The 19639-nt window shown below is 65.0% G+C and carries 17 protein-coding genes; 15 read left to right on the forward strand and 2 right to left on the reverse strand.

From position 1 onward, the window contains the following. The first annotated feature begins 11 nt into the window (after positions 1-11). From ACP15D_RS19560 to ACP15D_RS19595, 8 genes are all read left to right on the forward strand, one after another. Positions 12-683, forward strand: a complete 672-nt coding sequence (locus ACP15D_RS19560; protein ID WP_072376936.1) for a response regulator transcription factor — start codon at positions 12-14, stop codon at positions 681-683. 79 nt (positions 684-762) lie between these two features. Next, a complete protein-coding gene (locus ACP15D_RS19565; protein ID WP_424959074.1) occupies positions 763-2148 on the forward strand; it encodes an ATP-binding protein in 1386 nt (461 codons plus the stop codon). 280 nt (positions 2149-2428) lie between these two features. Further along, on the forward strand, positions 2429-3613 hold the full coding sequence (locus tag ACP15D_RS19570; RefSeq protein WP_424959075.1) for an RNA ligase: 1185 nt from the start codon (positions 2429-2431) through the stop codon (positions 3611-3613). Positions 3614-3790: 177 nt separating this feature from the next. After that, on the forward strand, positions 3791-4261 hold the full coding sequence (locus ACP15D_RS19575) for an RT0821/Lpp0805 family surface protein (protein ID WP_424959076.1): 471 nt from the start codon (positions 3791-3793) through the stop codon (positions 4259-4261). Positions 4262-4449: 188 nt separating this feature from the next. Continuing rightward, positions 4450-5610: a c-type cytochrome biogenesis protein CcmI gene (gene ccmI, locus ACP15D_RS19580; protein ID WP_424959077.1), complete on the forward strand. Its 1161-nt coding sequence runs from the start codon at positions 4450-4452 to the stop codon at positions 5608-5610. A gap of 19 nt (positions 5611-5629) precedes the next feature. Continuing rightward, a complete protein-coding gene (gene ccmE / locus ACP15D_RS19585) occupies positions 5630-6094 on the forward strand; it encodes a cytochrome c maturation protein CcmE (protein WP_424959078.1) in 465 nt (154 codons plus the stop codon). Continuing rightward, entirely contained in the window at positions 6091-8070 is a 1980-nt protein-coding gene (locus ACP15D_RS19590) for a heme lyase CcmF/NrfE family subunit (protein WP_424959079.1), read from the forward strand. Before ccmE ends, ACP15D_RS19590 begins: the two co-directional genes overlap by 4 nt. Continuing rightward, positions 8067-8564 (forward strand): cytochrome c-type biogenesis protein, encoded by a 498-nt coding sequence (locus ACP15D_RS19595; protein ID WP_424959080.1) that lies wholly within the window; start codon positions 8067-8069, stop codon positions 8562-8564. Before ACP15D_RS19590 ends, ACP15D_RS19595 begins: the two co-directional genes overlap by 4 nt. Positions 8565-8567: 3 nt before the next feature. Here ACP15D_RS19595 and ACP15D_RS19600 read toward each other — a convergent pair whose 3' ends face one another. Beyond that, positions 8568-9641 carry a trypsin-like peptidase domain-containing protein gene (locus tag ACP15D_RS19600; protein WP_424959081.1) on the reverse strand — a complete coding sequence of 358 codons (1074 nt, stop codon included), beginning with the start codon at positions 9639-9641 and terminating at the stop codon, positions 8568-8570. Between the two features lie 219 nt (positions 9642-9860). On the opposite strand from ACP15D_RS19600, the gene ACP15D_RS19605 reads away from it, so the two are divergent. From ACP15D_RS19605 to ACP15D_RS19635, 7 genes are all read left to right on the forward strand, one after another. Beyond that, positions 9861-11396: a Do family serine endopeptidase gene (locus ACP15D_RS19605; RefSeq protein WP_424959082.1), complete on the forward strand. Its 1536-nt coding sequence runs from the start codon at positions 9861-9863 to the stop codon at positions 11394-11396. A 133-nt stretch (positions 11397-11529) separates the two neighbouring features. Further along, a complete protein-coding gene (locus ACP15D_RS19610; protein WP_072376954.1) occupies positions 11530-12210 on the forward strand; it encodes a response regulator transcription factor in 681 nt (226 codons plus the stop codon). Continuing rightward, positions 12197-13597 (forward strand): ATP-binding protein, encoded by a 1401-nt coding sequence (locus tag ACP15D_RS19615; protein ID WP_424959083.1) that lies wholly within the window; start codon positions 12197-12199, stop codon positions 13595-13597. Before ACP15D_RS19610 ends, ACP15D_RS19615 begins: the two co-directional genes overlap by 14 nt. Before the next feature lie 40 nt (positions 13598-13637). Next, positions 13638-16589 carry a bifunctional [glutamine synthetase] adenylyltransferase/[glutamine synthetase]-adenylyl-L-tyrosine phosphorylase gene (locus tag ACP15D_RS19620; RefSeq protein ID WP_424959084.1) on the forward strand — a complete coding sequence of 984 codons (2952 nt, stop codon included), beginning with the start codon at positions 13638-13640 and terminating at the stop codon, positions 16587-16589. A gap of 215 nt (positions 16590-16804) precedes the next feature. Next, positions 16805-17380, forward strand: coding sequence for a sigma-70 family RNA polymerase sigma factor (locus ACP15D_RS19625; RefSeq protein WP_424959085.1), 576 nt, complete (start codon positions 16805-16807; stop codon positions 17378-17380). A 32-nt stretch (positions 17381-17412) separates the two neighbouring features. Next, entirely contained in the window at positions 17413-17955 is a 543-nt protein-coding gene (locus ACP15D_RS19630; protein ID WP_424959086.1) for a hypothetical protein, read from the forward strand. Next, entirely contained in the window at positions 17952-18428 is a 477-nt protein-coding gene (locus ACP15D_RS19635; RefSeq protein ID WP_424959087.1) for a periplasmic heavy metal sensor, read from the forward strand. Before ACP15D_RS19630 ends, ACP15D_RS19635 begins: the two co-directional genes overlap by 4 nt. A 17-nt stretch (positions 18429-18445) precedes the next feature. Here ACP15D_RS19635 and ACP15D_RS19640 read toward each other — a convergent pair whose 3' ends face one another. Continuing rightward, on the reverse strand, positions 18446-19570 hold the full coding sequence (locus ACP15D_RS19640; RefSeq protein ID WP_424959088.1) for a sensor histidine kinase: 1125 nt from the start codon (positions 19568-19570) through the stop codon (positions 18446-18448). Positions 19571-19639: the final 69 nt, after the last annotated feature.

The following is a 19639-nucleotide window of genomic DNA, read 5'->3' on the forward strand; positions in this document are numbered from 1 at the left end:
GCGGGGGAACCGTGCGCGTTCTGGTCGTTGAGGACGATAAGGATCTAAACCGGCAGCTCGTCACCGCGTTGAATGACGCCGGTTACGCCGTCGACACCGCGTTCGACGGCGAGGAGGGCTACTTCCTCGGCGACACCGAGCCCTACGACATCGTCATCCTCGATATCGGCCTGCCGAAGATGGATGGCATTTCTATCCTCGAGCAGTGGCGCCGCTCCGACCGCAAGATGCCGGTGATCATTCTCACCGCCCGCGATCGTTGGAGCGACAAGGTCGCCGGCATGGACGCCGGCGCCGACGACTACGTCGCCAAGCCGTTCCATATGGAGGAGTTGCTCGCGCGCGTCAGGGCGCAGGTTCGCCGCGCCTCCGGCCACGCCAAGAGCGAGATCGAGTGCGGCCCGCTGCGCCTCGACACCAAGACCGCGCGCGTCACCTGCAACGGCCAGCAGATCAAGCTGACCTCGCACGAATACCGCCTGCTCGCCTACATGATGCACCACAACGGTCGCATCGTTTCGCGCACCGAGCTGGTCGAACACCTCTACGAGCAGGACTTCGACCGCGATTCGAACACGATTGAGGTGTTCATCGGCCGCCTGCGCAAGAAAATCCCCGTCGACGTGATTGAGACTGTGCGCGGACTCGGCTACCGCCTTAGCGAGACGCCGCCTGAAGCCTAGTCGGAATACCGGGGATTGACCCTGACCGGTTTCGGCGGCCCGATTGGGCGGGCCTTCGAATCGGGGCACTAGATAGCGCATGCGATTCAACTCGCTCGCCTTCCGACTGTTCGCCACCGCCGCGGCTTGGACGCTGCTGGTGCTGCCGATTGCCGGCTTCATCATCTATGGCCTCTACCGCGACGACGTGCAGGCGAGCTTCGATGGCCAGCTGCTGAAGCTCGTCAACGCCATCACCGTCGATTCGATGGGCTCCTCCGGCGACACCCAGCCGCTACCCCCGAGCAACCTCTACGAGCCGCTGTTCGAGGTGACGCACTCCGGCTGGTATTGGCAGATCACGCCGCTGTCTCCGGCCAATGGCCGTAAGCTCGTTTCACCCTCGCTCGCCACCTGGTCGTTGCCCTCGCCCGCCGCCAAGTCGGTCAAACCCGACGAAACCGGCGCGCGCTGGATGAACGTCAAAGGCCCCAAAGGCGAGCCCCTGCGCATGGTCGAGGTTATCGACACGCTCGGCCACGAGCCCGGCAAGCCGACGTATTCCATCGTCGTCGCCGGCCCGCAGGATTGGCTCGACCACCTCGTCGCCAATTTCCGCTATCGCCTGACCACCGCGCTTACCTTGGCGGGCCTCGGACTTGTGGCCGTCACGCTGTTCCAGGTCCGCTTCGGTCTGCTGCCGTTACGCCAGATCGGCACCGGCCTGACGCAGATCCGCAATGGTACTGCAACTATCCTCGAGGGCGATCTGCCCGTCGAGATCGAGCCGCTGCAGTCGGAGCTGAATGCGCTGATCCGCTCAAATCAAGCGATTGTCGATCGTGCACGGACCCAGGTCGGCAACCTCGCGCACGCGCTTAAGACGCCGCTTGCCGTTATCGCCAACGAAGCCCGCACCGACAAAACCGGTCTCGGCGACAAGGTGGTCGAGCAGGCCGAGATTATGAAGCAGTCGGTGACCCGATACCTCGACCGCGCCCGCATGGCCGCGCGCGTGGGTGTCATTGGTCGCGTCACGCCTGTCGCCCCGGTAGTGGAGCCTCTGGTCCGCGCCCTTCAGCGTATCCATCAGGAGAAGGGCGTCGTTATTCACGTCGACTGCCCGCCGGACGCGCGCTTCTCCGGCGAGAAGCAGGACCTGGAGGAGATGCTCGGCAACCTGCTCGACAACGCGTGTAAGTGGGCCAAGCACGAAGTCGATCTCAAGGTCGAAGTCCCCCCGTCCACCTCGCGCGCCCGCAATCGCCGCATCGCCATCACGGTATCCGACGACGGCCCGGGCCTCACCGACGAGCAGCGCAACAGCATCGGCAAGCGCGGTTTGCGCCTCGATGAGACCAAGCCCGGCTCCGGCCTTGGCCTATCGATCGTGATGGAACTCGCCCACTCCTACGGCGGCACCTGTGATCTCGCCCGCGCCAAGCAGGGCGGCTTGGCGGTCCATCTGGCCCTCCCGGCAGGCTAGGCCGTGCTCGAGATCGGCTAGGCTTATGCCGGCTGACCGCACAGCACGAGGAGCGCGCGCGTCGCTCGCGATGCCCTGCTCGAGCAAATGAGCGCTTTTCACGTTTTTGAGGCTCGTCTATTGCAAGTGCCGTGGCGCCGCGTGCGCCCCGTTTTTGTCCAAACAAGGAGAATCACCATGCCGTTAGCATATCGAGGTCGGAATCCGGAAGCCTTCGGTCGCAGTGCCATGCACTCCACCATTTCGCCCAGATCACCTAGACCCATCTCGGATTCATGCCATGGACTATGTCTTCCCTGAGATCATCGATCTCGAGCCTCTGCGTCGCCTCGTATTGGAGGCTGACGGGTTCACGATCATTCGCAAGCCCGACCACATCGTTTTCTGCTACACTTATAATTCTCCAGAAGTTTTTCCCGAAGTCACGAGCTGGGATGACGCCGTTCGACGCGAGTGCCGTGGCATTGCTTTCGATCTCGAAGGGCGCCTGATCTCGCGGCCGTTCCACAAGTTCTTCAATCTCGGTGAGCGTCCGGAGACAATGCCGGACGTCGTAGACCTGTCGCGGCCGCACGTGATCCTCGAAAAGCTCGACGGCTCTATGATCCGTGCCATTCCTATCGGCGATAGCTACCGGCTCGGCACCAAGACCGGCGTATCGTTGTTGACGCCACAGCCAGAGGCATTCGTTGCGGCCCGGCCGCAGTACGACGCCTACATCCGCACTCAGCTCGCGCGCGGGCTGACGCCGGTGTTCGAGTGGTGCTCGCGAAAGCAGCGGATTGTGCTGGACTATGCGGAGGATCGTCTGGTCCTGACGGCGGTGCGCGAAAACCGCACCGGCCGCTACGTACCGCTAGAGGATTTGCGCGCTGAGATCGCCGATGAGCCGCGGTTCGCCGGCATCGAGATCGTGCGCTCGTACCCGGGCACGGCTGAGAGCATGGCCGCGCTGGTTGCGGAGACGCGCGGTCTGGAGGGGCAGGAGGGCTGGATCGTGCGTTTCGATGACGGCCATATGGTGAAGCTGAAGGCTGACTGGTACGTGACGCGGCACCGTGCGCTCGAGGGGCTGTCGCGCGAGAAGGTGGTCGTTGCGACCCTGCTGGCCGGAGCTGCAGATGACGTCAAGCCGCTGCTGGCACCGGAGCCGCGCGCGAGGTTCGAGGCTTTTGAGACGCGCTTCTGGTCGGCCGTCGAGACCCAGATGGACCGGCTGTCCTCCCAATACGCTGCAATCCGCGAGCAGTACGGGGACGATAGAAAGTCGTTTGCACTGGGGCTTGCCCAAAATCTCGACCCGCAGATTCGCGCGCTGATGTTCAGCACGTGGGCGGGACGCGATTTGCGGACGGAGTTCCTCGGCCACCTAACCAAGCATGCCAGCACGTCCACGAAGCTGGACTGTGTGAGGTGGGCATTCGGCGGAGAGTCGTGGGATTATGAGTTCGACGGCGACGCTTAACTATGGAGCGCGGCCCTGAATGGGGCCGCGCTATGCCCTGAGGCGGAAAGAAATTTCCGCCGCAATGGCGCCGGTTTTCTGTCACGGCCCGTGCACATTCGTTGGCTAGTCGGCTACACTGGGATCGAAAAGCACGAAGGGGCGGCCGGGCACACCGTCCGCGGGGAGATAGTCACTATGCACTTGGCACGCTGCGTTGCCCTGATCCTTCTCCCGGCTCTCTTCGCCGGCTGCAGCAGCGATACGCCTCACCAGGATGCCGGGCTTCTCACCGGCGCGGTCGCAGGCGGCATCATCGGCAATCAGGTCGGCAAGGGCTCCGGTAACGTGCTCGCGACCGTGGCTGGCGCCATGATCGGCGGCATCGTCGGCAGCGAGATTGGCCGCTCGATGGACGAGCAGGATCGCCGCCTCGCCGAACAGGCCGAATACGCGGCTTTGGAGGAAGGCCAGTCCGACCGTCCACGCCGCTGGCGCAACCCCGACAACGGCCGCTATGGCGATATCACCCCCGGGCGCCCCTATAAGCGTGCCGAGCTCGACTGCCGCGACTACACCCACACCGTCTATATCGACGGTCGCCCACGCTCCATGCGCGGCACCGCCTGCCGCAACCGCGACGGCACCTGGTCGAACGTCGTCGGCTAAGCATGAACAAGCCTGCAACGATCAACCAAATCTGATCGTCGCCATAAGAGCGGGCCTCAAGGCACGCTAGCCCAGCGATTTTCCACGATTATTTTGCACTGCGGCAGAAATCTTGCCGCGGCCATGCGGGCTTGTCAGTTCGGCTCCCGGGCCCTATTCCAGCCCCGCAGCGGGGTTTGGATAACGGCATGGCGTTGTTTTTCCTTTTTGCGGTTCTGGCGGCCGCCGTGGTTTGGGCGGTGACGCGGCCATTGATGGCGCCGGCACCCGCGTCCGGCGAACCGGTCGAGGACAACGAGATCGCCGTTTATCGCGATCAGCTCGCTGAGATTGAGACCGAGCGCGCCGATGGCCTCCTGGGCGGGGCCGAGGCAGAGGGTGCGCGCATCGAACTCGCCCGCCGTCTCATTCGCCGCGCCGAGAGCCAGCAGCACACTGAGAGCCGACCGGCGTCGGAAAAAGGCATAGGCAAGCTGGCTCTCTACGCCGCTGCCAGCCTGCCGGTCATCGCCGTCGCGGTCTACCTCGCGGTCGGATCGCCGCTCGTCCCCAGCCAGCCCTATGCCGCTCGCCTCGATACCCCGCTCGAGCAGGCCACAGCCTCCGATCTGGTCGCGCGCGTTGAAGCCCATCTGCGCCAGCACCCTGAGGATGGTCGCGGCTGGGATGTGCTCGCCCCTGTCTACATGCGCATGGGCGACTTCTCCCAGGCCGCCGATTCCTTCCAGCGCGCGATCCGTCTCCTGGGTGAATCGCCCAAGCGCCTCGCCGGGTTCGCCCGCGCCAGCATCATGCTGCAGAACGGCGTCGTCACCGAGCCCGCGCGCAAGGCCTATGAGAAGCTGCGCACGCTCGAGCCGCAATCGATCGAGCCACAGGTCTGGCTGGCGATCGCCCGCGAGCAAGATGGCGACCTGAAGGGCGCCGAGGCCGAGTATCAGCGTCTCCTTCAAGGCGCCGAGGAACCCTGGAAGGGACTGCTGACCGCGCGTCTCGATGCCGTCACGGCGCAACTCTCCGGCAAGGCCCCGCCGCAGGCACAGCCGTCTGCCGCCGCTGAAGCGCCGATGTCGGAGCCGTCCCCTGACGCCAAGGCCGCAGTTGGCGCCATGAGCCCCGACGATCAGCAGAAGTTCATCGGCCAGATGGTCGACGGGCTCGCTGCGCGCCTGAAGCAGAACGGCGACGACCTGGATGGTTGGAAGCGCCTCGTCCGCTCATATGTAGTACTGGGACGTCGCGACGATGCGCTGGCTGCATTGACCAGCGCGCGCGGGCAGTTTGCCGGAAACGAAGGTTCTCTGGCCCAGCTCAACGAACTCGCCCAAAGCCTCGGGCTCGGCTCATGAGCACAGTGAAGGAGACGGCATGACGCGGAAGCAGCGGCGCGGCGTTCTGATCGGTGTCGGCGTTGGCGTGCTTATGCTGGCGGTGGGGCTCGTCCTGTTCGCACTTCGTGACTCGATCGTCTTCTTCCATACGCCGAGCGATCTTGCCGACAAGCCCATCGCTGTCGGCCAGCGCTTTCGCCTTGGCGGCCTCGTCGCTGACGGATCGGTGAAACGCGGGCAGGGCACCAAGGTCGGCTTCGTCGTCACCGACACATTGAAGACCGTTCCAGTGGAATACGAAGGCGTGCTGCCCGACCTGTTCAAAGAAGGGCAGGGCGTCGTCGCCGAAGGCAAGTTCAACGACGGCGGCGTATTCATCGCCGACAGCGTGCTCGCCAAGCACGATGAGAATTACATGCCGCCCGAGGTCGCCAAGGCCCTCGAAGCAAAAGGCGTGAAGCTCGGCAAGGGCGCCGTCCATCCTGGGGAGGCCTCGCAGTGATCACCGAACTCGGTCATTTTGCGCTGGTCCTGGCGCTTCTGGTCGCCATCTTCCAGATGGTCGTGCCGGCCTACGGCGCCCACGTGCGCGATCCCCGCATGATGGCCGTGGCCGACCCGGCAGCCATGTGCCAGTTCGGCCTGTTGCTCGTGTCGTTTCTGGCGCTGATGCAAGCCTACGTGACGTCCGATTTTTCCGTCGCCAACGTCGCCGCCAATTCGCATTCGACCAAGCCGCTGCTCTATCGCATCTCGGGCGTGTGGGGGAACCACGAAGGCTCGATGGTGCTGTGGGTGCTGATCCTCGCGCTGTTCGGTGCGGCCGTCGCCGCCTTCGGCCGCAATCTTCCCGCGACCCTGAAGGCGAACGTGCTCGCCGTTCAGTCCTCGATCGCCGTCGCCTTCATTCTCTTCATCCTGCTGACGTCGAACCCGTTCCTGCGCATCGACCCCGCGCCCGCCGACGGCAACGGCTTGAACCCGATCCTGCAGGACCCCGCGCTCGCATTTCATCCGCCCTTCCTCTACGCCGGCTACGTCGGCTTCTCGATCGCCTACTCGTTCGCCGTCGCCGCTTTGATTGACGGACGCATTGACGCCGCCTGGGCGCGCTGGGTGCGCCCGTGGACTTTGGCCGCCTGGATGTGCCTGACGCTCGGCATCGCCATGGGCTCCTGGTGGGCCTACTACGAACTCGGCTGGGGCGGCTGGTGGTTCTGGGATCCGGTCGAGAATGCTTCCTTCATGCCCTGGCTCGCCGGCACCGCGCTGCTGCATTCCGCGCTGGTCATGGAAAAGCGTGACGCGCTGAAGGTCTGGACGGTGCTGCTCGCCATCCTCACCTTCTCGCTGTCGTTGATGGGCACCTTCCTCGTGCGCTCGGGCATTCTCACTTCGGTGCACGCATTCGCCGTCGATCCCAAGCGCGGCGTCTTCGTGCTCGCCATCATGACGCTGTTCACCGGCGGTGCGCTCGCCCTGTTCGCATTGCGCGCACGTGATCTGCGCCAGGGCGGCATCTTCGCGCCCATCAGCCGCGAAGGCAGTCTCGTCCTCAACAACATCCTGCTGACGGTCGCCTGCGCCACCGTATTCGTCGGCACGCTCTACCCGCTGGTGCTGGAGTCGCTGACCGGAGATAAAATCTCCGTTGGCCCGCCATACTTCGACTGGACCTTCGGCCCGCTGATGGTGCCGCTGCTGATCGTGCTGCCGTTCGGGCCCTTCCTCGCCTGGAAGCGCGGAGATGCCTACGCTGCTGCGCAAAGACTGGCCTTTGCCGCGGTGCTCGCGCTGGTGCTGATGGCGATGGGCTGGGCGTTCATCCATCGCGGACCTGCCTTTGCGCCATTCGGCTTGGCGCTGGGCGTGTTTGTCATGGCCGGTTCGATCTCCGATCTCGCATGGCGCGCGCGCTTTGGCAGTGTGCCGTTTGCCGAAGCATGGCGCCGCCTCGTCGGCCTGCCGCGCTCCGCCATCGGAACGGCGCTCGCACACTTCGGCGTCGGCATGCTCGTCGTCGGCGTCGTCGCCACCAGTGCCTATCGCGAGGAACGCATCCTCGTCATGAAGCCCGGCGAGGAGGTCAGCGTCGCCGGCTACACCATCACCTTCCGCGGGGTGGCGCCGGCCACCGGCCCCAACTACCGCGAGGAAGTGGGCGTCTTCGATGTCAGCCGCGGCGGCTCCGCGGTGGCACGCCTTGAGCCTGCGCGCCGCACTTATGACATGCCGCCCATGCCGACCACCGAGTCCGGTATCCATCCGGGCTGGCGCGGCGATCTCTATGTCGTGCTCGGTGATGCGCAGACCGCAGGCGGCTACGCCATACGCATCTATTTCAATCCGCTCGTCCGCTTCATCTGGCTCGGCGCCCTCGTCATGTTCATCGCCGGGGGCATCTCCCTGTCGGATCGCCGTTTGCGCGTCGGCGCTCCCGGGCGCGCGCGGCGCATCGCAGTGGCGCCCGCCGAATGAGACGAGCAGCTTCCATCATCGCCTCTGTGATGCTCGCAGTGATGAGCGCGACCAGCGCTCACGCCGTCGAGCCGGACGAGATCCTGCCCGATCCGGCGATGGAGGCCCGCGCCCGCGAGATATCCGCCGGCCTGCGCTGCCTCGTCTGCCAGAACCAGTCGATCGACGACAGCAACGCCCCCCTGGCACGCGACCTGCGCCTGCTGGTGCGCGAGCGACTGCAGGCGGGCGACACCAATGCTGAGGTCGTCCAGTTCGTCGAGGATCGCTATGGCGAGTTCGTGCTGCTCAGCCCGCCGCTCTCTTGGCGCACCGTGTTGCTGTGGACCGCGCCGCTGTTCGCCTTGATCCTTGCCGTTTGGATCAGTGTGCGCGCATGGAGCCGCCGGCAGTCCCAGGCTGTTGCCTCCGCGCCGGCAGCGCCTCTCTCCCCCGAGGAAGAAAAGAAGCTGCGCGAGATACTAGCGGCGGGTGACGAAAAGCCGTCCGCCTGATGCCTAGCGCGGACCGCTTGCGGCCGTTGTCCTGGCGCCGCTGATCTTTCCCGTCACCAGCTGGCTCTCGCCGTTGATCGACTCCAGCAGGCTCACGGTGGCAAGCCCCGTCACCGGCATGTGCGCGGCGCGCTGATAGCCCTCGATCGCGAGCTTGAGCGCCGGGCAATACCGTCCATCGCGCGGCCCCTGATAGAGCGTGCGGGCCGCCAGCGCCTCCTGCAGGTCCTTGATCTGCCTGCGGCTTATCATCGTGTCGGCGGTGAGGAAATTGGCAAGTCGCGGCGCAAACGCCTGCGCGTTCACGCCGGTATTGGCCACGTCGTCCGACTTGAAGCGATGCAGTACCTCGCCGTTCAGCATGATGACCTTCGACTGCACATAAGTGCCGACGTTGATGCCCACCACTTCCGGGCCATCGGCGCCGTCCACCAGCAGCGGAGAGCCCGAGGATGCCGCGCCCGTATCGCACGTGTGCAGGAGAAGCTGATCGGGATTGTTGAAGTCGCGCTTGATCGTTGCCCAGTCGGCATCGGCATAGTCGCGTTTGACCCCGCATCCGGTGCCGAGCATCGGCTGCCACTTCGGCAGGTCGCGGTGGTAGGCGATGTTGAACACGCGCCCTTTGTCAGCGAGCTTCATCACCTCTTGCACTGACCTAGCGCTGACTTTCAGCACGCCCGCGTTGCATGCGGGCTTCGCCAGCCGCACCATTGCCCAGTCGCGCGTTGCATCGATCGGCGGGCGCACGCTGAGGCTGGACGAACCAGATGTGACGTTCGCTTCCGAACCGCCATCGGCAGCCCCCGCGATCCTCACGCTTTGGTTCGTGCCGTGCAGTTTGAACGACAGGTCATTCAACTGCAGGGGCTTCTCGCCGCTGGTACGGTAAAGGCAGTGCGCCGCCGTCATCACGACATCTGGGGCGACGCAGAACGCTGTGCAGATCGACTGGGACCGCGTATCGAAAAAAACGCCGACCCTTGTCCCAATTTGAAGCAGTGCTTCAGGAAGCGGTGCCCTCTGGTCGAGGCCGAAGACCGAGGCGCCGGCCGGCGCCGCGGCGGCCACCAGCATCGTGAGCCCGCCCAATCGCGCTGCAGTCCCTAGACGTTGAAATCTTGAAGCAAAAAAACTCGATACGCGCCTCATACGCCTCGCCCCAGCGGTCTGGCCATGGTGAACGCCCCCTTTATTACCAACTGTTAAGGCAATCGAAAGGCTGCCGTAATCCCCGTTTCGCTAGGCCTCTAAGCCAGGAGTTCCCCTGCTTCGCCAAAATGGAGGTTCTTGCGCATGGCAACCCAACCCAGCTCGCCAGAGGTGGTAGCAAAGAGCGGGCCAACGAGAACGATCGGCCGCGACTTGCGGCGACTGGCTGCTGTGGCTGTCGTCGGTGCCGGTCTTGTCGGTCTCGGCATGGCCGAATATTCGGCCCCAGCGGTCGCCCAGTTCAAACCGGGCACGCCGGCTGAGACGCTGTCGTTCGCTGAGATCGTCGAGCGCGTTAAGCCGGCGGTCGTTTCGATTTCGACGACCAACGAAGTGAAGGTCGCCGACAAGCGCGGTGGCGGCGGTCGTCCGTTCGAGGGCATCCCGGGCCTGCCCGAGGATCACCCGCTCAACGAGTTCTTCAAGAACATGCCGCAGGGCCCTGGCGGCCAGTCGCCGCAGCGTCCGCGTCAGGCCGCTGGCTCTGGCTTCGTCGTCTCGCCTGATGGCTACATCGTTACTAACAACCACGTCGTCGACGGCGCCACCAAAGTGAAGGTGAGCTTCGACGATCAGGAAGAGATCGACGCCAAGATCGTCGGCACCGATCCGCGCACCGACATCGCGCTTCTGAAGATCGAGCCGAAGAAGCCGCTCACGGTCGTAAAGCTTGCCGATAAGAACCCGCGCGTCGGCGATTGGGTTCTTGCCGTCGGCAATCCGTTCGGTCTCGGCGGTACGGTGACGGCGGGCATCGTGTCCGCGCTCGCCCGTAACATCGGCGGCCCGTACGATTACATGCAGATCGATGCTGCCGTGAACCACGGCAACTCTGGCGGCCCGACCTTCAACCTCGAAGGTGACGTCGTCGGCGTCAACACGGCGATCTACAGCCCCACGGGCGGCAACGTCGGTATCGCCTTCGCTGTCCCGGCTGACACCGTGAAGCGCGTTGTCGAGCAGCTCGAGAAGGGCGGCAAGGTGAGCCGCGGTTGGCTTGGCGTGAAGATCCAGAACATCGACAAGGATCTTGCCGGCAGCCTCGGTCTCAAGGAGCCCAAGGGTGCGATCATCAGCGAGGTGATGTCTGACGGTCCTGCCGCCAGCGCTGGCCTCAAGGTTGAGGACGCGATCCTTCAGGTCGACAACAAGGCCATCGAAGACAGCCGCGATCTGGCCCGCACCATTGCTGACCTGCCGGCCAAGTCGACGGTCGACGTCAAGGTGTGGCGCGACAAGGGCGAGAAGGTCCTCAAGGTAAAGCTTGGCACCTATCCCGCCAACGCCGAGGCTGCCGATGAAACCGAGCAGCCCGAGGAGCAGAAGGATCTCGGCGGCAACGTCGACCTGAAGCAGCTCGGTCTCAGCGTCAAGGCTGGCGCCGGCAAGGATGGCGGTGTCGTCATCTCCGACGTCGACCCGAACTCGGATGCCGCCATGAAGGGCATCAAGGAAGGTGACGTGGTCCTCAAGGCTGGCAACGAGACGGTGAGCACGCCGCAAGACGTGGCCAAGGCCGTCAAGAAGGCCCAGGACGATGGTCTGCCCGCCGTGATGTTCCACATCAAGAAGAACGGCGACCAGACGGTCCTCGTCGCCATCCCGCTCGGCAAGAGCTGAGTTGGGCGGCACGACTGAACGATGACGGCGGCCCGCACCCTCAAGACAGAGTGCGGGCCGCCTCGACGTTCGGGGCTTGGCAAGGCACAATACGAATCGAGGATTCCCCTCGATAACGCTGAGCGGTGAAACGATGCACGTGCTTGTGGTCGAGGACGACCGGGAAACCGCACAATTCCTGCAAAAGGCCCTGAAGGAGAGCGGCCACGCCGCCGACCTCGCTGAGGATGGCGAGACGGGGCAGACGCTGGCCGAGCAGGGCGTCTACGACGTGCTCATCGTCGATCGCATGCTGCCGCGCCTCGATGGCCTCAGCATGATCCGCGAGCTGCGCTCCAAGGGAAATCGCACCCCCGTGCTCATTCTCTCCGCCCTGGGAGAGGTCGATGACCGCGTCAAAGGATTGCGCGCCGGCGGCGACGATTATCTCACCAAACCCTACGCCTATTCCGAGCTGCTCGCCCGTGTAGAAGCCCTGGCACGCCGCGGTGCACCCGAGGAACAGGAGACACGCTACGTCGTCGACGGCCTCGTGCTCGACCGCCTGTCCCACCGCGTCACGCGCGACGGCGAGCCGATCCAATTGCAGCCGCGTGAATACCGCCTGCTCGAATACCTGATGAAGCATGCGGGCCAAGTGGTCACCCGGACCATGCTGCTCGAGCACGTCTGGGATTACCACTTCGATCCGCAAACCAACGTCATCGACGTCCACGTCTCGCGGCTGAGGGCCAAGATCGACAAGAACTTCGAAAAGCCTTTGCTGCACACCGTGCGCGGGGCCGGATATACGATCCGCGATGGCTCTGCCTGAACGCATTCATCGCGCCCTCTCGACCACATCGTTCCGGGTTGCGGCAATCACCGTCGCCGCATACTTGGCGTTTGCCGGTCTGGTCGTCGGCGTTCTGCTCTGGCAGACCAATCGCGTCCTGACGAGCCAGGTGCTGGCAACGCTAGGCGGCGAAGCACAGCTCCTGAAAGCAGAGGCGCAAGCGGGCGGCGGCCCCGCCATCGTGCGCGCGGTCGAAACGCGCAGCCGCTCCGGTGCACCTGGTCTCTACTATCTCGCCGATGCATCGGGCACGAAGCTCGCCGGCAACCTCAATCGCTTGCCGCCCGAGATCGTCGGCAGCCCCAACGGCGGCGTGTTCCGCTATGCGCCCGACGCGATCAGCGCGACTGAGCATCTCGCCGTCGCCATCCCCGTCGACATCGGTGGTGGCCTGCAGCTCATCGTCGGTCGCGACGTCGAGGACCAGCGCCGCTTCGCCAGCGAAATGGGCACGGTCTATTTTCTCGCCCTCGGCTTTCTCACCCTCGGCGGCCTCGTCGCCGGCTTTGCCATCAGCCGCGTTGCCCTGCGCCGCATCGAGACGATCAACGTCACCGCCCGCTCGATCATGGCCGGCGACCTGACGCGCCGCATCGCACTGAGCGGCGCCGCCGACGAGTACGACGCGCTTGCCGCCAACCTCAATGACATGCTCGACCGCATCGAAGCGCTGATGAACGGTCTGCGCGAAGTCTCGGACAACATCGCTCACGATCTGAAAACGCCGCTCACGCGCTTGCGCAACTCCGCCGAGGCGGCGCTGCGCGATTCCGGCGAGGTCGCCTATCGCGAAGGTCTCGAGCACACGATCGAGAAGGCCGACGAGCTGATCAAGACGTTCAACAGCCTGCTGCTGGTCGCGCGCCTCGAAGCCGGTGCCCTCGAAGGCAACGCCGAGCGCTTCGACGTCGGCAGCGCCGTGCGCGACGTCGCCGAGCTTTACGAGCCCGTCGCCGAGGAGCGCGGCATGCTGCTCGAAGTCAATATCGGCGCTGGACCCGAGTTCACCGGAAACCGCCAGCTCATCGTGCAGGCCGTGGTCAACCTCATCGAGAACGCCATAAAGTATTCCGGCAAGCCCGATCCCAAACGGGAGCTCTCCATCTCGATCGACCTGCGGGACAACCCCAACGACATCGAGATCGTCGTCGCCGATAATGGACCGGGAATCGCCCTCGAAGATCGCGAACGCGTCCTGAAGCGCTTCGTGCGCCTCGAAAAGAGCCGCACGGAACCCGGAACGGGCCTCGGCCTCAGTCTCGTTCAGGCTGTGGCTCGTCTGCATGGCGGCGCCGTGCGGCTCGAAGACAACGCGCCGGGCTTGCGTGTGGTGTTGCAGCTTCCGAAGCGGGCTCTCGGCAGCTAAGAAGGGTCGCCGGCCCAATCTCAAGTCGAAGGCGACCAGCTTGGCCAACGATAAAGAAAACATGCGACCCTTCTCCGAGCGCATCAACGACGCGCCGATCACGCGTGCCGATGCACGCCAGTTCGGGGCACTGGCCGCTCTTCAAGAGCGCGTCGACGCAGATCCAGCCCTCGCGCTTTTGCGCGCGCTTCTTCAGGATCGCCGCGCGAAAGATCTGCTGACCGGCGTCTTCAGTGGTTCGCCGTATCTCACCAGCCTTATCGAGCGCGATCCGGGGCGCCTGCAGCGCATTCTCACAACGCCGCCGGAAACTCACCTTGCCACTCTCCGCGATGAACTCGCAGCCCACATCGCCGCCGCCACTGCCCGGCCTGAGGTGGCGCGTGCGCTGCGCGTCTATAAAGCCGAGGTCGCGCTGCTGACCGCGCTCGCCGACCTCGGCGGTGTATGGCCCGTGCTCACCGTGACCGCAGCGCTCAGCGAGTGCGCCGATACGGCCCTGCAAGGCGCCCTCGGCTTCCTCTTCCGTGAAGCCGCAGCGCGCGGACAATGGTTGCCCGGCGAGGATGGCGCGATCTCACCCACCGGCTACATCGTGCTCGCGATGGGCAAGCTGGGCGCCGGCGAGCTGAATTACTCGAGCGACATTGATCTGATTGTCTTTTACGAGCGCGACCGCATTCGCACTGCGCCCAATGTCGAGCCGCAAGCCTTCTTCGTGCGCCTCACGCGCGATCTCGTGCAGCTGATGGAAGAGCGCACGGGCGACGGTTACGTCTTCCGCACCGATTTGCGCCTGCGCCCCGACGCCGGCGCCACGCAGCTTGCGCTCTCGACCGACGCAGCCCTCGTCTACTACGAAAGCTTCGGCCAGAACTGGGAGCGCGCCGCGCTCATCAAAGCGCGTCCCTGCGCGGGCGACATCGACGCTGGCCGCGATCTTCTGCGGGAGCTTTCGCCCTTCGTTTGGCGCAAATACCTCGACTATGCCGCGATTGCCGACGTGCACGCGATGAAGCGGCAGATATTCGCCCACCGCGGCTTTGGCTCCATTGCCGTCGCCGGTCACAACATCAAACTCGGACGCGGCGGCATCCGCGAGATCGAGTTCTTCGTGCAGACGCAGCAGCTCATTGCCGGCGGCCGCCAGCCCGAGCTGCGTGAACGCCGCACCCTCGATGCCATGGCGCGTCTCGTCGAGCGCGGCTGGATCAAGCGCCGCGTCGCCAAGGAGATGAGCGAGGCCTATCACTTCCTGCGCCGCATCGAGCATCGCCTGCAGATGGTCGCCGACGAACAGACCCACGAAATCCCCGACGATCCCGCGCGCCTCGAAAGCTTCGCCAAGTTCTGCGGCTATCCCGACACGGCCACCTTCTCGCGCGAGCTGATCGCGCGCCTCGAGACAGTGCAGAAGCACTACGCCGCATTGTTCGAGGATGCGCCCGTGCTGACGTCTGGCACGGGCACCAACATGGTGTTCGCCGGGGAGAAGGACGATCCCGGCACGGTGGCTGCGCTGAAGGAGCTCGGCTACAACCAGCCCTCCGAAGTGCTGGCCATGATCCGCGGCTGGCATCATGGACGCTATCCGGCAGTGCGCAGCGCGCAGGCGCGCGAACGCCTCACCGAGGTGCAGCCACTGTTGATCGAGGCGCTGGCCGATACCGCCGACCCGGCGCTCGCGCTGGCGAACTTCGACCGCTTCATCGCCGCGCTCCCCGCAGGCATCCAGCTCTTCTCACTGCTGCGCGCCAATCCAGGCCTGCTGCGCCTGCTCGCCGATATCTTGGGAACCGCACCGCGCCTTGCGCGTATTCTGGCGCGCCGCGGGCGCCTCCTTGATGGCGTGCTCGATCCGCGCATGCTCGGCACTTTGCCGACCGCCGAGGAGCTTGATCAGCTCATTGTCGCCGAGATCGGCAGCGATGAGCACGACATGCAATACGTGCTCGACCGCGCACGTGTCATCGGCAGCGAGCAGCAGTTCCTCATCGGTGTGCGTTTGCTTTCGGGGGCCATCAAGGCGCACCAGGCCGGCGCCGCCTATGCGCTGCTCGCCGAACGCCTCATCGACGCGCTGATGAAAGCGACCGAGCGCGAACTCGCCCGCACCAACGGCAATGTGCCGGGCGGCGCAGCGGCAATCCTCGCCATGGGCAAGCTCGGCGGCCGCGAGATGACGGCATCATCCGATCTCGACCTGATCCTCATCTATGACTTCGCCGCGGACGCCATACAGTCCGATGGCGCGCGCCCGCTCTCGCCCATGCAGTATTATGCACGCCTGACGCAGCGGCTGATCTCCGCCCTGTCAGCCGCCACCGCCGAGGGCACGCTCTACGAGGTGGACATGCGCCTGCGCCCATCCGGTCAGCAGGGCCCCGTAGCGACCCAGCTCAGAACGTTCGCCGACTACCAGACCGGCGAGGCCTGGACCTGGGAGCACATGGCGCTGACCCGCGCCCGAGTCATCGCCGGACCGCCGAAGCTGCGCGAGCGCGTCGAAGCCGCTGTTCGTACATCGCTCGTCTTTCCGCGCGACCGCGCCAAGATCGCCGCCGACGTGCGCGACATGCGCGAGCGCATCTTCAAGGAGAAGGGGACCGACGACATCTGGGATCTGAAGCAGGTGCGCGGCGGGCTCGTCGATGTCGAGTTCATCGCCCAGTACCTGCAACTCGTGCACGCCCACGACCACCTCGAGATCCTCGACCAGCACACGGTCGAGGCTTACCGCAAGCTCCGCGACGCCGGCCTCCTGGCCGCCGAGCACGCCGAGGTGCTCATCCCGGCAACGCGGCTCCTGCACGACCTGACGCAAATCCTGCGCCTGTGCATCGAGGGTAAATTCGACCCCCGCACCGCCCCGGCGGGCCTCAAAGCGCGGCTGGCGAGGGCCGGGGATGCGGACAGCTTCGCCGACCTGGAGGAGCACTTGCGGGCGAATTTGGCTAGTGTTTCCAGTCTCTTTCCGCAGCTCGTCGCGTGATTAGCGGTCGCTCGACGCTCCCAGCGACGGATTTGCACAAGGCAGGCCGTTAATGATCACTGAGAAGGCATCGAAGGCCCCCAACCGTGGCTTTCCGTCGGGTCACAGAACCGGCCCATCGGGCGCTACACTGGAACAAGGATTGTTAGGTGGCCATGTCGAGGCAGGCAGTGGCAGCGAAGCGAATAGGGCCCGATGTGACCGGGGGCAGTTCCATGGGAACTGAGCTCGGCGAGGAAGTCGCGCTGGTGGCCGCCGCCGGCGCCGGTGACGCTGCTGCGTTCCGCACCCTGGTAGACCGCCACCTGTCGGGCGTGCTCGCCGTTGCCCGCCGGATGCTGCGCGACGACGCCGAAGCCGAGGACGTAGCCCAGGAAGCCATGTTGCGCCTCTGGCGCTCGGCCGAAGGCCTCGACGTTACGACCTACGGTTTGCGCCCCTGGCTGCGACGGGTTGTTTCCAACTTGTGCGTTGATCGTATGCGCTCCGGAAAGCGCATGGTCGTCGTCGACGAGGTGCCCGAATTGCCTGAGGCGGCAACGCAACAGTCAGAGATGGAGGCGCAGGATACCAGCCAGCGCGTCGACGCCGCGCTCAAGGCCTTGCCCGACCGCCAACGAATGGCTCTCACTCTCTTCCACTACGAGGGGCTGAGCCAGATCGAAATCGGGCAGATCATGGGAATATCGGACGAGGCAGTTGAGTCGCTCCTCGCCCGGGCCCGCAGAGGTCTCAAGGCTGCTTTGCGCGACGAACTGCAAGAGCTTTTGTCCGATGGACAACACGACTGATACGGCAATCTTTTGATGACGAGACGAACGCGATGACGAGCAAAAACAGACTGGCAGAGGATCGGGAGGCGCTGGAGCGCCTGCTCGAGATCCATGGAGCCGATCGCACGCGGTGGCCCGCCCGCGAGCGACTGAAGTTTGCTGGCCTCGTCGGTGAGGACGAGCAATCCGCTCGTATGCTCGCCGAGGCGGATGCGCTTGACCGTCTTCTCGATCGCGCTTCGCGACCGAGCGAGGCCAATGTCGAGGCGCTGAAACAGCGCATCGTCGCCGCTGCCCTGCGCCAGCAGCGCCCGCAGCTTTCCACGGTCGAGGGCGGCAAGCGCGAGCCGGCCAACAAAGCCTGGTTCGGCCAGTTGCGCCGCCCGTCCTGGAAGTCGAACCTCTCTGATTTGCCGGCGGCCGCAGTGCTCGCAGCCTCTCTGGTGCTTGGCGTGATGCTTGGCACGACGGGTACGCTCGACACGACGATGCGTCAGGTGGCGGGTGTCGCTGGCTTCAGCTCGACCGCAGATGCAACCAATCTGGCGTCGAACGAGGAAGTGCTCGGCTCCAGCGATGAGGACCTGCTATGAGCGAGACCACGCGTCCCCCTCGGTTCTCGCCGCGTACCCTGCGTTGGGTCCTGATTGGATCTCTGGCTCTCAACGTTCTGGTCCTCGGCGCGGTGGCCAGCACGTTCTGCATCAGCCACTTTGACGGCCCGCCGCATCAGCAGGGCTTCAAATCACCTCCGCTTCTGGGCTTCGCCCGCACTCTCCCGCGTGAGCGCTCCGATATCATCCGCCAGAAGGTAGCCGACGCTCAGCCGGCGCTCGAGACGGCGCGGCGTGGCATTCGCGATGCCCGTACCACGGTTCGCGCGGCGCTGAGCGCCGAGCCCTTCGATCAGGCGAAGTTCGATGCCGCTCTCGACGGCATTGTCGAGGCCGACGCCAAAGAGGCCCGCGCCAAGGCGACACTCTTTGCTGACACTGTGCATGAGCTGACGCCTCAGGAGCGCGTTCAATTGCACGAGTGGCTCGACAAGCGCCGCCCCAATCGCTGAGGCATCACGGGGGCGGTTTAGAAGCTTGCTACGGATTCGTGGCGCCATGCCTGCGCCGAGGTATGAGACTGCGCAGCGAAAAAGTCCGGCTGCGCCGCCCGGTCGAGGACCGTCACGGCGCTCCAGCCGCCGCCTGCCGACTCGATTTCCAGTAGCGACGTGCCCTGCATCTCGAGCAGTGTGCGGGCTAGGGAGATGGCGAGAGAGCCCGCCCGCGGCATCACCTCGTGCTGCAAACCGGACACCGACACCACGATCTCGACCAGTTCTCCGTCTCCGACCGCCAGCAGCTTGACGTTGGCACCTTCCACAGTGCGCGCGATGGCCTCTGACAGAACGTTGACAAGCACCTGACGCAGGGCGCGCGGTTCGCTCATGACTTCGACGTCCGGCGGCACGACGACCTCCAGGCCGACATCGCGCGACGCAGCCTTGCGCTCGAGGAAAGTCCAGGCATCCTCGATGGCATCCTCCAGGGCATTGGCAGACGGCGTGACATCGGCGCGCTGATGTAGCAGGGCCGTGAGCGCCAGCGTGTCCTCGGCCGATTTCAGCAGGTCATCGGCGCTGTCGCGGATATGGCGCACATATTCCTGGTAGCGCTCGTTGCCCATAGGCCCGAACATCTCCAGAGCCATCACCTCGGAAAATCCGATCACCGCATTCAGCGGCGTGCGCAGTTCGTGGTTGATGCGCGACATCAGCTCCGCCCAGTCGTGGTTCGGCGCGACGGGACGCGCGTATTGAGAACGGGCGACCTTTTTCGCCGGAGCAACCTTTTGCGGAGCTTCAGCAGCGGGTGAATGGGTTGGGCCAGCCGTAAGCAGCGCCTGCTCGGGTACAGAGCTGGCAGCGGCGCTCGTCCGCGCCGATCTGACCGAGCCTGCAATGTTCGCCCCGGCACCGACGACGGCAACCGCGATTCCGGCCGTCAGCAGCACCGCAGCCAGCAGGCTCGACGGCAGAACCGGTGCGGCCGCGCCAAGACATATCGCGCCCACGGCCAGCATCAGCGCCGGCCGGCGATGAGAGGAAGAATACTGCATGGCTAGCCACATCCGCCGCGCCGGCTTGAGCCCCGCGAAAGTCAGAGCCGTCAAAGACGGCCGCGCGCGCAGGCAGGCGGACGTTGTCCACGCCATTCTTTTCTCCCGAATTGTCTCTGATTGACTTACGGAACCGAACGGATCCGCGACCCCGAATCACCAGTT

The organism is Hyphomicrobium sp. 1Nfss2.1 (genome assembly GCF_965243865.1).
Classification (GTDB): Bacteria; Pseudomonadota; Alphaproteobacteria; order Rhizobiales; family Hyphomicrobiaceae; genus Hyphomicrobium_A.